The organism is Sphaerimonospora mesophila, from assembly GCF_001417795.1.
Taxonomy (GTDB): domain Bacteria; phylum Actinomycetota; class Actinomycetes; order Streptosporangiales; family Streptosporangiaceae; genus Sphaerimonospora; species Sphaerimonospora mesophila.
This window is the reverse complement of the sequence record NZ_BCBX01000030.1, coordinates 474,838-487,266: the sequence shown is the minus strand read 5'-3', so window position 1 is coordinate 487,266 and position 12,429 is coordinate 474,838. Positions and strand designations below refer to the sequence as shown.

At 68.9% G+C, this 12,429-nt stretch carries 11 protein-coding genes; 6 read left to right on the top strand and 5 right to left on the bottom strand.

Annotated features, from left to right (window positions below; translation table 11 throughout):
• Positions 1 to 60: 60 nt before the first annotated feature.
• From AP234_RS02585 to AP234_RS02575, 3 genes are read left to right on the top strand one after another with little or no spacing between them, the layout of a single operon-like run.
• Positions 61 to 984: a carbohydrate ABC transporter permease gene (locus AP234_RS02585; protein ID WP_055477864.1), complete on the top strand. Its 924-nt coding sequence runs from the start codon at positions 61 to 63 to the stop codon at positions 982 to 984.
• A gap of 11 nt (positions 985 to 995) precedes the next feature.
• On the top strand, positions 996 to 1,994 hold the full coding sequence (locus tag AP234_RS02580) for a carbohydrate ABC transporter permease (RefSeq protein WP_083501697.1): 999 nt from the start codon (positions 996 to 998) through the stop codon (positions 1,992 to 1,994).
• A 36-nt stretch (positions 1,995 to 2,030) separates the two neighbouring features.
• The gene (locus AP234_RS02575) at positions 2,031 to 3,614 is read left to right on the top strand and encodes a glycoside hydrolase family 13 protein (RefSeq protein WP_055477863.1); all 1,584 of its coding nucleotides are present in this window, start codon (positions 2,031 to 2,033) and stop codon (positions 3,612 to 3,614) included.
• A 99-nt stretch (positions 3,615 to 3,713) separates the two neighbouring features.
• Here AP234_RS02575 and AP234_RS02570 read toward each other — a convergent pair whose 3' ends face one another.
• Both AP234_RS02570 and AP234_RS02565 read right to left on the bottom strand, forming a co-directional pair.
• Entirely contained in the window at positions 3,714 to 5,228 is a 1,515-nt protein-coding gene (locus AP234_RS02570) for a serine/threonine-protein kinase (protein WP_055477862.1), read from the bottom strand.
• Complete coding sequence (locus AP234_RS02565; protein ID WP_055477861.1) at positions 5,215 to 6,219, bottom strand: LacI family DNA-binding transcriptional regulator; 1,005 nt, start codon at positions 6,217 to 6,219, stop codon at positions 5,215 to 5,217. The genes AP234_RS02570 and AP234_RS02565 overlap by 14 nt, the downstream gene beginning before the upstream one ends.
• Positions 6,220 to 6,901: 682 nt before the next feature.
• Between AP234_RS02565 and AP234_RS02560 the strand changes: the two genes are divergently transcribed.
• A complete protein-coding gene (locus AP234_RS02560) occupies positions 6,902 to 7,639 on the top strand; it encodes a DUF305 domain-containing protein (RefSeq protein WP_055477860.1) in 738 nt (245 codons plus the stop codon).
• A gap of 52 nt (positions 7,640 to 7,691) precedes the next feature.
• Here AP234_RS02560 and AP234_RS35840 read toward each other — a convergent pair whose 3' ends face one another.
• Positions 7,692 to 8,396 carry a hypothetical protein gene (locus AP234_RS35840; RefSeq protein ID WP_235557916.1) on the bottom strand — a complete coding sequence of 235 codons (705 nt, stop codon included), beginning with the start codon at positions 8,394 to 8,396 and terminating at the stop codon, positions 7,692 to 7,694.
• 91 nt (positions 8,397 to 8,487) lie between these two features.
• Between AP234_RS35840 and AP234_RS02550 the strand changes: the two genes are divergently transcribed.
• Positions 8,488 to 9,183, top strand: coding sequence for a response regulator transcription factor (locus AP234_RS02550; RefSeq protein ID WP_055477858.1), 696 nt, complete (start codon positions 8,488 to 8,490; stop codon positions 9,181 to 9,183).
• Between the two features lie 13 nt (positions 9,184 to 9,196).
• Positions 9,197 to 10,510 (top strand): ATP-binding protein, encoded by a 1,314-nt coding sequence (locus AP234_RS02545; RefSeq protein WP_055477857.1) that lies wholly within the window; start codon positions 9,197 to 9,199, stop codon positions 10,508 to 10,510.
• A gap of 124 nt (positions 10,511 to 10,634) precedes the next feature.
• Here the strand turns inward: AP234_RS02545 and AP234_RS02540 are convergent, their stop codons facing one another.
• Together AP234_RS02540 and AP234_RS02535 are read right to left on the bottom strand one after the other, a co-directional pair.
• A complete protein-coding gene (locus tag AP234_RS02540) occupies positions 10,635 to 11,549 on the bottom strand; it encodes a hypothetical protein (RefSeq protein WP_055477856.1) in 915 nt (304 codons plus the stop codon).
• A gap of 47 nt (positions 11,550 to 11,596) precedes the next feature.
• Positions 11,597 to 12,133, bottom strand: a complete 537-nt coding sequence (locus AP234_RS02535; protein WP_055477855.1) for a hypothetical protein — start codon at positions 12,131 to 12,133, stop codon at positions 11,597 to 11,599.
• Between the last annotated feature and the right edge of the window lie 296 nt (positions 12,134 to 12,429).

The window sequence follows — 12,429 nt, the reverse complement described above, 5'->3', positions numbered from 1 at the left end:
GTGTGGCCGGCGCCCCGGCGATCGGCGTCCAGTAGTCATGTCGAGAACGGATTCACAACGATGACCACAGCGAGCGTCCCGGCAGCGAGCGGCAGGCGGGGACAGCCGACGAGACTGCGGCGTGCCGTCAAACGCAACCTGACCGCCTACGGCTTCCTGTGCGGGGCACTGATCTGTTTCGCTCTGTTCTCCTGGTACCCGATGGTCCGGGAGGTCATCCTCAGCTTTCAGAAGACCAACTTCGTGGATCCGCCCGAATGGGTTGGGCTGGAGAACTTCCGTACGATCCTCCAAGACCCGGCATTCTGGCCTGCCTGGATCAACACCGCACTGTTCACCTTGCTCGCCCTGGTGTGCGGGTTCGGGATTCCCTTCATCACCGCGATCGTGCTGAACGAGTTGCGGCACGCGCGCGCCTACCTGCGCTTCGTCGTCTATCTGCCGGTCATTCTGCCGCCCGCGGTGGCCGTCCTGCTGTTCCAGTGGTTCTACAACCCCGACTACGGGCTGTTCAACCAGATTCTCGGCTTCTTCCACCTGCCGGGGCTGCAGTGGCTCAACTCGACGAGCACCGCGTTGATCTCGCTGGTCATCGTCTCCACCTGGATGAACATGGGCACTGGCACGTTGATCTACCTCGCCGCGCTGCAGACCATCCCGAGTGAGCTGTACGAGGCCGCCGAACTCGACGGCGCCGGCCTCTTCAAGCGGATCAGGCATGTCACGATCCCGCAGACCAGGCTCATTCTGCTGGTGATGCTGCTGCTGCAGATCGTGGCGACCATGCAGGTCTTCATCGAGCCCTATCTGCTCACCGGCGGCGGCCCCGAGAACGCCACGGTCAGCGTCGTCTACCTCATGTACCAGTACGCCTTCAGCTTCGGCAACCTCAACGGCGGCAACGCGCTCGGCCTGATGCTCATGATCGTGCTCATGGTGTTCTCCGCGATCTACCTGCGTGTCTCGCGCGACAACACGGTGTGAAGGGAGTGACCATGTCCGATGTCACGTCGTCCGGCATCACCGTTATGCCGGGCCGCTCCGCCGGGATTCCGCCCACGTCCCCGCGGCAGGGGCACAGCGGACGCCGGCAGCGGCGGCCCCGCAAGCCGATCAACACGCAGTTCCGCACCGCCGTGTCGCCGCACCAGCTCAATACGGCCCGCGGCCGGATCGTCTATTGGGTCGTGCTGGTGGCCGTGTTGGTGAGTTTCACCGCCGCGTTCGTCTTCCCGTTCTACTGGATGCTCACCGGCGCCATGAAGTCCACCGAGGAGCTCAACTCGATCCCACCGACCTTCCTGCCGTCGCACTTCTCGCTGGACGGCTACCTGCAGGCGTGGGATCTGCTGGACCTGGGCAGGCTGCTCGGCAACACGGCCGTCTACGCGGGCGGCGCCTGGCTGCTGACCCTCACGTTCGACGTGGCTGCGGCCTACGCCCTGTCCAAGCTCCGCCCGGCGCTCGGCAAGGTCGTCCTGGCCATGATGCTGTCGACGCTGATGATCCCGCCCATGGTCATCATGCTCCCCGCGTACCTGACCGTGAAGGACGTGCCGCTCCTCCACTGGAATCTGCTCAACACCCCGTGGGCGATCTGGCTGCCGGCCGTGGCCAACGGCTTCAACGTCTTCCTGCTCAAGCGCTTCTTCGACTCGATCCCCAGGGAACTGCTCGAAGCCGCCGAGATCGACGGCGCGTCGTCCGGACGCATCCTGTGGTCGGTGGTGATCCCGATCTCCCGGCCCATCCTCGGAGTGATCTCCATCCTCACCGTCGTGAACGTCTGGCGGGACTTCGTCTGGCCGCTGCTGGTCCTGCCGGACAGCGAAAAGATGTCCGTGAGCATCGGCATCGCCTCGCTCTCCTCGCAGATGCCGCAGAACGTGCTGGTCGCCTCCCTGGTGATCGCCAGTATCCCGACGATCGTCGTCTTCTTCCTCTTCCAGCGGCACATCATGGCCGGTCTCACGGCCGGCAGCCTCAAGGGCTGACGCCGTCGCCTTTCCCGGTAAGGAGTTGTATTCAGCATGCCCGCCAACACGTCCCCGAGGACGGTCTCGGACTCCGAATGGTGGCGAGGGGCCGCGATCTACCAGGTCTACCTGCGCAGTTTCGCCGACGGCAACGGCGACGGCACGGGGGATCTGTCGGGGCTCCGGTCACGCCTGCCGTACCTCGCGGATCTCGGCGTCGACGCCATCTGGCTCAACCCGTGGTATCCGTCCCCGATGGCGGACGGCGGCTATGACGTCGCCGACTACCGGAGCATCGAGCCGGTCTTCGGCACGTTGGCCGAGGCCGAGAAGCTGATCGAGGAGGCCCACGGCCTGGGTATCCGCGTGATCATCGACGTCGTACCCAACCACGCCTCGGACCGCCACGCCTGGTTCCGGGAGGCGCTGGCGGCCGGTCCCGGTTCGAAGGCCCGGGAGCGGTTCTGGTTCCGTCCCGGTGTCGGGGGCGGGCCGCCGAACGGCTGGCAGTCGATCTTCGGCGGCCCGGCGTGGACCCGGGTTCCCGACGGCGAGTGGTACCTGCACCTGTTCGCCCCGGAGCAGCCGGACTTCAACTGGGACAACCCCGAGGTGCGCGAGGAGTTCCTCGACGTCCTTCGCTTCTGGTTCGACCGGGGCGTGGACGGCGTGCGCATCGACTCGGCGGCCGTCCTGGTCAAGGACCTCGACAGCGTCGAGGAGTCGTACACCGATCACGACGGCGTCCACGACATCTACCGCGAGTGGCGGCGGGTGTCGGACTCCTACGGCGGGCGGATCCTGATCGGCGAGGTGTGGCTGCCCGACCAGGAGCGGTTCGCCAACTACCTGCGCCCGGACGAGCTCCACACGGCGTTCAACTTCGACTTCCTGTCGAGCGCGTGGGAGCCGGCCGCGCTGCGGGCCGGCATCGACCTCACGCTCACCACGCACCTCCCGCTCGGCGCGCCCGCGACCTGGGTGCTGTCCAACCACGACGTCGCCCGTCCCGTCACCCGCTACGGCAGGGCCGTCACATCCTGGGACAATGCGGAGCGCAGGGACGGCATGCCCGCAGACCTGGAGCTCGGCCGCCGCCGGGCGCGGGCCGCCGCTCTGCTCGCGATGGCGCTGCCGGGCAGCGTCTATGTCTACCAGGGTGAGGAACTCGGCCTGAACGAGGTCGAGGACATCCCGGAGGAGCTGATCGACGATCCGATGTGGGAGCGTTCGGGCCGCACGGTCCGCGGGCGCGACGGCTGCCGCGTGCCGCTGCCGTGGTCGGGGACCGAGCCGCCGTTCGGGTACGGCACCGGCACTCCCTGGCTGCCCCAGCCCGCGACGTGGCGCGATCTCACGGTCGAGGCCCAGCAGGCCGACCCCGGCTCGATGCTCAGCCTGTACCGGTCGGCCCTGCGGATCCGCCGCGAACTGCTCGGGGACGGCACACTGTCCTGGCTGCCGCTCGGCGACGACGTGCTGGCCTTCACACGCGACTCGGGGCTGATCTGCGTGGTCAACCTCGGTTCTGCGTCCGTCGAACTGCCGCCGCACGAGTCCGTCCTGCTGGCGAGCGGCCCGCTGGACGGCGCACGGCTCCCCTCGGACACCGCCGTCTGGCTGGGTCGAATTCCGTAGACCTTGCCTGCCGATGGTGAGGCCTGAACCAATGAAAGTTGCATGGGAGCGCTCCCAGAAAGTGGATTCCGGGCAAAAGTCGGTCGATTTGGGGGAGGGTCAGACCCCGCTCGCCTGAGCGAGAGCGTCGGCCACCTTGTCCAGCGCGAGCTCCAGCTCCTGTCTCAGCAACGGGGTCAGCCGGCCTTCGCGGAACCGTACGGCGATTTTGTCGCGCACCGAGAGCACACCCGACCCGTTGGCGATCGAGTTGTGCAGCACCTGCTTGAGGTCGAGCGCGACGTCCTTGTCGACGTCGTCGGTCGCCTCGGCGCCGTCCAGCAGCAGGTTGAATCGTCTGACGGCTTCGTCGACCGCGATCGGCCTGGCTTGGGTGGCCAGCGGAAGCGGGTCGACCTCGTGTTTTCTGGTCTGGGGCGTGCGGGAGATCTGGGGTGTGCGGGTGGCGTGCGGCGCCGGCCTGCGGGGCGTGGCCTCGGCCCTGGGTTTGGTCCGCCTGTGGGTCGGCGTCCGGGTCACCTGCGGCACTCCCGCTGTCGCCCGCGGGTTGGTGACGGGTTTCACCTGCGGCACGCTGGGTGACGAGGTGGGCAGCGGCGCCCCCTCGTCGGAGACGCTCGTCTGCGCCGTCACGGAAGGAAGCGCCGCCGCCAGAGTCGTGGGGTCGTCCGTTCCCTCGGCGCCGGCCTGGTAGAGCCAGAGCACGCCGGCGATCGTCAGGGCTCCGATGGCGGCTCCGGCTCCCCAGCCGGCCGCGCGAGAACCATCGGTGCGGCGCCGGCCCGGCGGCGGTGCCGCCAGCGCGGCGGCCACCGCGGCGGCGCGGGGCCGCGCCGCCGGGTCGGCCGACAGGCAGCTGCGGCACAGCTCCGCCACCTCCGGGGGCAGGTCGGTCACCCCATCGGGCGTCGGAGGCGGCCCTTCCCGCCGGGCCGCCTCGATCGCCTCCCAGGTACGCTCCGGGTACGGCAGGGCACCCGTGAGCATCTCGAACAGCAGCACGCCGAGGGCGTAGACGTCCACCGCCGGGTCGGCGGTCGTGCCCTTGAGACGCTCGGGAGCGACGTACGGCGGCGTGCCGAAATCGGCCACGAGCTGGTCGTCGGTCTCGCCGATGAAGGCGGCGATGCCGAAGTCGAGCAGCTTCGGCCCGTCGGCGGCGAGCAGCACGTTCTCCGGGGTCACGTCGCGGTGGACGATGCCCTTGTCATGGGCGGCGGCGAGCACCTGGGCCAGTCCGGCGGTTATCGCCACGGCCTCCGGCCACGGCAGTGGTCCTTCCGCTATGCGTTCCGCCAGCGGCCGGCCCTCCAGCAGGCGCATCACGACGTACGCCGCGAGTCTGCCGCGGTTCGTCACGGTCTCGCCGTAGTCGTACACCTCGATCGCGTCGGGGTGGATCAGCCGGGCGGTGGCCCTGGCCTCCCGGCGGATCAGTTCCCGGCCCGGATGATCCTCGTCGAGCGAGCCGTCCAGCACCTTGATCGCGACCATCCGCTGCAGGGACTGGTCGAAGGCGCGCCAGATGACCGACATCCCGCCCGTCGCGATGCGCTCCTTGAGCAGATAGCGACGGGTCAGGACGTCGCCTTCTCGAAGCTCAGGCCGATTCACGAACCACCAGTTCCGTGGGCAGTACGGGATTGCCCTTCGGCTTCTCCTCGTCCCCCAGCGTCATGAGAAGCATCCGGGCCGCCAGCGTGGCCATCTCCTCCACGGGCTGGCGGACTGTGGTCAGCGCCGGTGTGACATGGCGCGCGACCGGAGCGTCGTCATACCCGATCACGGCCACGTCCTCCGGCACCTTGCGCCCGGCGCGGCGCAGGGTCTGCATCGCGCCGGCCGCCATCACGTCGGAGGCTGCGAACACGGCGTCCAGGTGCGGCGCCCGTTGCAGCAGCCACTGCATCGCATGCGCGCCCGAGGCGTGGGTGAAATCCCCGTATGCCACGGGCATCTCATGCACGCCCGCGTCGCGCAGCGTCTGCCGGAAGCCTTCGAGCCGGTCCCGCGCGGCGGGCAGCGTGGGCGGCCCGGCGATCGTGGCGATGGCTCTGCGGTTGTTGAGAAGTAGATGTTCGGCTGCTTGCCGTCCGCCGTCCATGTTGTCCATGTCGACGTACGGCAGGTCGATGCCCTCCGGTGGTCGTCCGGCGCAGCGTACCGGAATCCCCGACGCCGCCAGCGTGACCGCGAGTGGATGCCGGGTGCGCGCGCTGATCAGCAGCACTCCGTCCACCGCCCCTGCGACCAGCGGGGGAGCGGTGATCGAGGCCGTGGCGGGGGTCGCCGTCATGACGACCATGGGCACGCCGTGGGCCGTGAGCACCTCCTCGCAGGCCGACAGGAGCCGTGCGTAGAACGGCTCGCTGAAGAGACGCGGACTGTGTTCGCAGACGACGGCGGCGATGATCTGATCCGTCCGCCGGCCCGCTGAGCCACGGGGAGCCCGGCGCCGCACATAGCCCAGGCGCGACATCGCGTCGTGGACTTGGCGGCGTGTCGAAGTGGTCACGCGCACCGAGCCGGTCAGGACTCGGGAGGCGGTTGCCGGGGAGACGCCAGCTGCGGCGGCTACCTCTGCCAGGGTGGGAAGATCGGCCATGCGGTCTCCTCGGCCCGAAGTTTCACACGGCTTGGGAGCGCTCCCAAGGGGAAAGTATCACTGTTTCGTTCGTGTCAACAGAGGTTTCCAGGGTGTGAAACTTTTCGTTGAGTTTCAGTGACGTTGCCCATGAAGGGAGGCTAGAGGACGGTTGTGGTGGCTGGAAAGCGAGTGGAGTATTTATCCACTTTTTATGGCATTTATTGTCGTTAGTTGTAGTTTAAACTAGTTTGTCCGGTTCCTCTTCGCGGCATTGAGCGACCCCGTATCGGGCCCATCCCTGCCCCGGTCGTTCCATGATCCACCCTCCCCTCGCCGTGATCTTGCGATTGTCCGCACGCTTGCCGCCTGACCTGCCAGAACCTGCGTCGTGATCTTGCAGATTCTCGCACGGATGCCGGTTGACCTGGGCGAACGACTGCGGTGATCTTGCAGTGGAAGTGTATTCACCACTGAAAGATCACGAGCAGCCTTTCACCTGGTCGGAAGGTCCGGCCGGAGAATCCCCAAGATCGCGATGGGGAGGGGAGCGGCACCGCCGGAGGGGGCGCGGCGGTAGGGTCCTTTCGAAAGGGATCTACCGTGGTCGGCCGGATGCGCGCGCGCCGTTCTCACCCGGCGGATGCCCTTCCCGACCGTGCCGGTCCGTTCGCCGAGCCGTGATTCGAAAGGCTGTTTCAGCATGATCTCCATCCGTCGGATCGTCTCGCCCCGCCTGACGGGCGTGCTAACGGGCGCGCTGGCGATGGCCGTGATCGCCGGATGCGGCGGATCGGCGGGGAGCGACGCGGGCTCCACGGTTAGTCCGGCCGCCGCGACGCCCTCGGCGCAGCCTTCCGCGACGCCCGCCGAGTCCCCCACCGAGCCCACCGCCGAGTCACCCTCGGCCGCTCCCGCCGAGGATCCGTCCGCCGCCACCGCGAGCCCGTCGCCGGTCGTGACGCCGGCCGCCGGTTACAACGCCGCCGATGTCCGGTTTGCCCGGATGGTGATCCCGCATCACCTCCAGGCCATGGACATGACGATCCTCGCCCGGACCCAGGCGGGCGACCAGTGGGTCAGGGACCTGGCCATGAAGATCACCGACACCCGCGACCCGCAGATCCGTACGGCCAAGGGCTGGCTCGACGAATGGGGTGAGGAACCGCTGCCGCGCGACCACCGCATGCCGGGCATGGCGTCGAAGGCCGACATCTCCCGGCTGTCGCAGTTGTCCGGGCTCGAGTTCGACCGGCTGTTCATCGAACTGATGATCGAGCATCATCGCGGTTCGATCGAGGTCGCACAGCAGGAGCAGACGGAGGGCGCATTCGCCGAGGCCAAGGCCATGGCCGACGCGCTGGTCACCGGCCAGCGCGCCGAGATCAAGGAGATGCGCGACTACCTCAAGAAGCTCAAGTCGATCAAGCCCCGGGGCTGATCGACGTTCAAGCCCCGGCGGGCCGCCCGCTCATCCGATGTCGCGGCGCGGGTCAGTTCTCGTACGTGTCCAGCCGGGGCGGCAGGGCGTTCCACGTGCAGAACGCGGACGATTCGCTCGATCCGCGCAGGAAGGTGACGCGAAGCCAGTACGGCTCCTCCCAGACCTTCACCTCATAGCCGTCGTTGGGCGTGGCGGTCACCACCCGGCATTTCTCCGCGGTGACCGCGATCGTCGCGCGGCCGCCCCTGAGCGTGAACGTGTGCAGGGTCTCGTCGGCAGCGGCGGCCGTCGTCGGTGTGGTCGTGGTCGGCTTGGCCGTCGGCTTGGTCGTCGTCGACTTCGTCGTCGTGGCCGCCGTCGTCGGAGCCTTCGTGGCCACCGGCCTGCCCGTCGGAGCCGGCCGCGATATACGGGTGCGCGGCGGCCGCGGCGAGGCGGAGGACACCCGACCGGTCCGGCCGCCGGTCGGCGCGGCCCCGGCCGTACGCCGAACGCGAGGGGTGGAGGCCTTCGGCGTCGCACCGGTCGGAGCGTCCGACGTGCCGGATGAAGCCGACCCGGTGGGGACGGTCCCGGTCGGAAGGGGACCGGGTGAGGGGGAGTCGGGTAAGGGAGTGCCGGACCCGGCGGCGGCCACCACCGGGGAGAGCGGCGCGTCGTCCAAGATCGCGCTGTGCAGCACGTCGCGCACGCCGAGCCAGGACACGCCCACCGCCAGTGCGGTCGCTCCGCACCAGGCGAGCGTGTAACTCAAGGGCCGTCTCATCGGACGCTGAGTTTAACCTTCAACAGACAATTCCCGATACCAATGCGCGGCATCTGCGGCAGGTGTACGTTTCTGCCCCATGGCGACCGTTTTGGTGGTGGAGGACGACGAGTTCGTCCGCTCCGCGATCATCCGTGATCTGGCCGGCCGGAGCCATGCCGTACGCAGCGCGGGCCGGGCGCTCGACGCGCTGCGCGAGATAGCGCAGTCCGCCCCCGACGTGGTCATCCTCGATCTCGGCCTGCCCGATCTGGACGGCGCGGAAGCGCTCAAGATGCTCCGCGCGATCTCCGACGTACCCGTCATCGTGGCCACGGCGCGCGACGACGAGGCCGAGATCGTCAGGTTGCTGCGCAGCGGCGCCGACGACTACCTGGTCAAACCGTTCTCCGGCGAGCACCTGAACGCCCGGCTGGAGGCGGTGCTGCGGCGGGCCAGATCCGGGTCCGCCACCGCCACCACCGTGATCAGCGTCGGAGGTCTCGTCATCGACGTCGACGGCCGGGCGGCCCGCCTGGACGGTGTTCCGCTCGACCTCACGCGGCGGGAGTTCGACCTGCTCGCCTACCTGTGCGCCAGGCCGGGACGGGTGATCTCCCGTAAGGAACTGCTGGCCGAGGTCTGGCGGCAGTCCTACGGCGACGACCAGACGATCGACGTCCACCTGTCGTGGCTGCGCCGCAAGCTCGGGGAGAGCGCCTCCCGCCCGCGCTACCTCCACACCGTCCGGGGAGTCGGCGTACGGCTCAGCCCGCCCGGCGCCTCCGACTCATGAGGGAACGGCGGCGGTGAGGCGCAGCCTGGCCCTGGTGTCGGTGGCGGTCACCGCCATGGTGGCGCTGGCCTTCCTGATCCCGCTTGCCGTCGCGGTGAAGGAGATCGCCGAGAGCCGCGCGCTCGGCGAGGCGGAACGGCAGGCGAGCATGATCGTCCCCGCGCTGGTGGTCACCGATGACACGGCCGCGCTCGAACGCGCGCTGGCCAGCACCCCGGCGGGGGCGGGACGGCTCGCCGTGCACCTGTCCGGCGACCGCACGATCGGTTCGTCCAGGGTCCGGGTCGCCGACGTCGCCGCCGCGTTCGAACGCGCCAGGACCGTGCCGGTCTCGGATGGATACGTGCTGCTCAGGCCGGTGGCGCTCGACAGCGGCCGGCGGGCGGTCATCGAGGCGTACGCCCCCGACGCGAACGTGAAGAAGGGCGTCACGGCGTCATGGGCCGTGCTGACGGCCGTGGCGGTCGCCCTGGTCATCGGATCGGTCGTGGTGGCCGACCGGCTGGGGGCCAGGGTGGTCCGGGCGGCCCGCCGTCTCGGCGCCGCCGCGACCTCCCTCGGGGCCGGCGACCTGTCCGTACGCATCAAGCCGGATGGTCCGCCCGAACTCGTCGCCGCGGGGCAGGCGTTCAACGCGATGGCCGACCAGGTGGTCGGGCTGCTGGCGGCCGAACGCGAGCTGGCGGCGGACCTGTCCCATCGGCTGCGCACCCCGCTGACCGCGCTGCGGCTCAACATCGGCGGCACCGGGCCGGAGGCGGAGCAGCGCAGGCTCGCCGTCGAGCGGCTCGAACAGGCGGTGGACGAGATCATCCGGGCGGCCCGCAAGCCGGCCCGGCCACTGCCGGGCGGATGCGACGCGGCCGACGTCCTGCGTGAGCGGTTCATCTTCTGGTCGGCGCTGGCCGAGGATCAGGGACGCCCCTGGCAGCTCGTCGGCGCGGACGCCCCCGGCCGGGTGCCGGTCAGCGCGGCCGATCTCGGCGCGGCCATCGACGCGCTGCTCGGCAACGTCTTCCGGCACACGCCGCAGGGTACGGAGTTCCGGGTCACGCTGCGGCGGCGGGCCGACATGGTCGGCATCCTCGTCGCGGACGCCGGGCCGGGCATCGACGATCCCGAAGGCGCGCTCACACGCGGGCACAGCGGCGCTGGCTCCACCGGCCTCGGTCTCGACATCGTCCGCCGCCTGGCCGAGGCGGCCGGCGGCGGCGTGCGGATCGAGGGGTCGGAGCTCGGAGGGGCCTGCGTGCACATGTGGCTGCGGGCCGACGGCGGCGCTCCAGATCGCGCCCCCCGCCGCCTGCTCCGCCGCCGGGCCAGGTGAACCCGCCCCCGGCGCCCGTACGGGAGCCTTGGCGGACAAGGGAGACCCCGCCCGCCGCGACGGGCGGGGAGGGGCCGTGTTCTCGGGGTTTCCCCGGTCGCTCCCGATCACCGGGGGAGAGGCGTCAGGTCATCCAGGTGACCTTGCCGGGCAGCGGCGCCCGCTCCTGGACGTTCAGGTAGTACTCCAGCTTCGGCGAGCCGTCGCAGTTGCCGAGCCGGTAGTAGTACCCCTTCGCGGTGACCTCCTGGATGCCGGCGTGCAGGGTCGCCTTCTTCCCGGCGGGCACGGTGAACTGCACCGTCTCCCCCTTCTTGACGCGCATCTGCTCCGTGGTGGTGATGCCGTACGACCCCTTCAGTTCGGCGCTGAAGGCGGAGAAGCCGACGCTCACGCCGGCCGAGATTTCAGCGGAGTTGGTGAAGGTGGAGGTGGTCTCCCGCTCGATCGTCTCGGTGACGGTCCAGTCCTTCTGACCTCCGGTGTTGTCCAGCGTCCACCATCCGATTTCCCGGCGGGTCTTCTTCGGCTTCGCCTGGCTCTTCCAATACCACCGGTCGCAGCGGGAGACCTTCGGCAGCGTCGGGCCGGCGACATCGGTTCCGACGGAAGCCCACGGATAGCTGGTATAGGTGGACGCCGACTGCGCGTCTATTTTGACGAGGGCGTTCTTGGTGGACAGACCGATCGGCGGCGTCTCGACGGAGGCCCCGGCCTTGAGCGTCCGCACGTTGTACTGGATTTCGAGGCCGCTGTCCTCGACGTTGATTCCTATGGGCCTGGGCAGGGGCGTGCCGTTCTTGATTTGAAGCGTGTATTTGGGGACGCCGTTCGCGTTGGTGACCGCGCACGCGGTGACCGTGAAGCGGCCCTGCGATGCCGGGATCTCGAATGGCAGCGTGCATTTCCGCGCGGCCTCGGCCGTGCTCGCCTGGGCGTTCCCGGTGACGATTCCGGTGACGGCCGCGGTCGCCGTGAGCGCCGTGGCGCCGGCGAGGATCAGCCGGGGGGTTCTCCGATCGGGTCGCTGCGAAAACATCTCATGTCCTCTGGTCGGGTGGTGACGTTCAACGGATTTCGACACGCTCAGGTGTCCTTCTGCCAGGTGATGTCGATGCGGTGGCCCAGATGGGCGACCGGCACCTTTCCCTCGTACCTGTCGGTGTGGGCGCCCCACTCCTTGGCCTTCGCGTAGATCAGGAAGACGCCTTTCTGCACGGCGCTCCGGTCGACGGTGAGGATCTTGGTGTGGTGCTTGGCGTCCTGGGTGAAGTCGGCCTGATCGGCCAGGGTATTGCGCGACCCGTCGACGAGGCGGATCTCCTTCCACCAGGTGACGCCGGGCACGGTGTGCAGCACGAACTGGATCTGGTCGGCCTGCGGAATCGGGGTGAAGACGGCCGTGACGACGTCTTCCTTGTTGCGCACGTCGTAGAGGTCCGCTTCGGGGATCGGACCGACCTCGACGGCAGACGCCGCGCCTGGCGCGTGGACGGCGGCCGCGGCCGGGGCCGGCCGCGAAACCGAGACACACAGCGCACCGCCGGCCACGAGAACGGCCGCGCCGGCGATCAGGCACGCCCACCTGGGGGGAGCGGCGGGATTGCGGGGAATTTCGGACATGCTGAACTCCCAAGGTCGATTGATTTGCGGTCGGGCGCGGACGTTCTCGCCGGAAAAGGACGCGTTCGTAAGCCTCGTCTTTCGGCGTGCCGGACATCGGCTCCTGTTTCCGGGCACCGATGATCGCGCTGTGACCTCGGTCATTCTCGCCTGACGCGGGATCCGGAAATCGGTCGACCGTCCATGATTTCAACTGGAAAACGTAAACGTTCGCCAATCTGAAGGCAGTTCGAGAATGAATATCCCGATGTACTGCGACCGGCGACATCGCACGATTTTTCCGGTGCGGCGGATCC

Coding starts and splice junctions, on each gene's coding strand:
- AP234_RS02585 (WP_055477864.1), top strand. CDS start 61: ATGACCACAGCGAGCGTCCCGGCAGCGAGCGGCAGGCGGGGACAGCCG.
- AP234_RS02580 (WP_083501697.1), top strand. CDS start 996: ATGTCCGATGTCACGTCGTCCGGCATCACCGTTATGCCGGGCCGCTCC.
- AP234_RS02575 (WP_055477863.1), top strand. CDS start 2,031: ATGCCCGCCAACACGTCCCCGAGGACGGTCTCGGACTCCGAATGGTGG.
- AP234_RS02565 (WP_055477861.1), bottom strand. CDS start 6,219: ATGGCCGATCTTCCCACCCTGGCAGAGGTAGCCGCCGCAGCTGGCGTC.
- AP234_RS02560 (WP_055477860.1), top strand. CDS start 6,902: ATGATCTCCATCCGTCGGATCGTCTCGCCCCGCCTGACGGGCGTGCTA.
- AP234_RS02550 (WP_055477858.1), top strand. CDS start 8,488: ATGGCGACCGTTTTGGTGGTGGAGGACGACGAGTTCGTCCGCTCCGCG.
- AP234_RS02540 (WP_055477856.1), bottom strand. CDS start 11,549: ATGTTTTCGCAGCGACCCGATCGGAGAACCCCCCGGCTGATCCTCGCC.
- AP234_RS02535 (WP_055477855.1), bottom strand. CDS start 12,133: ATGTCCGAAATTCCCCGCAATCCCGCCGCTCCCCCCAGGTGGGCGTGC.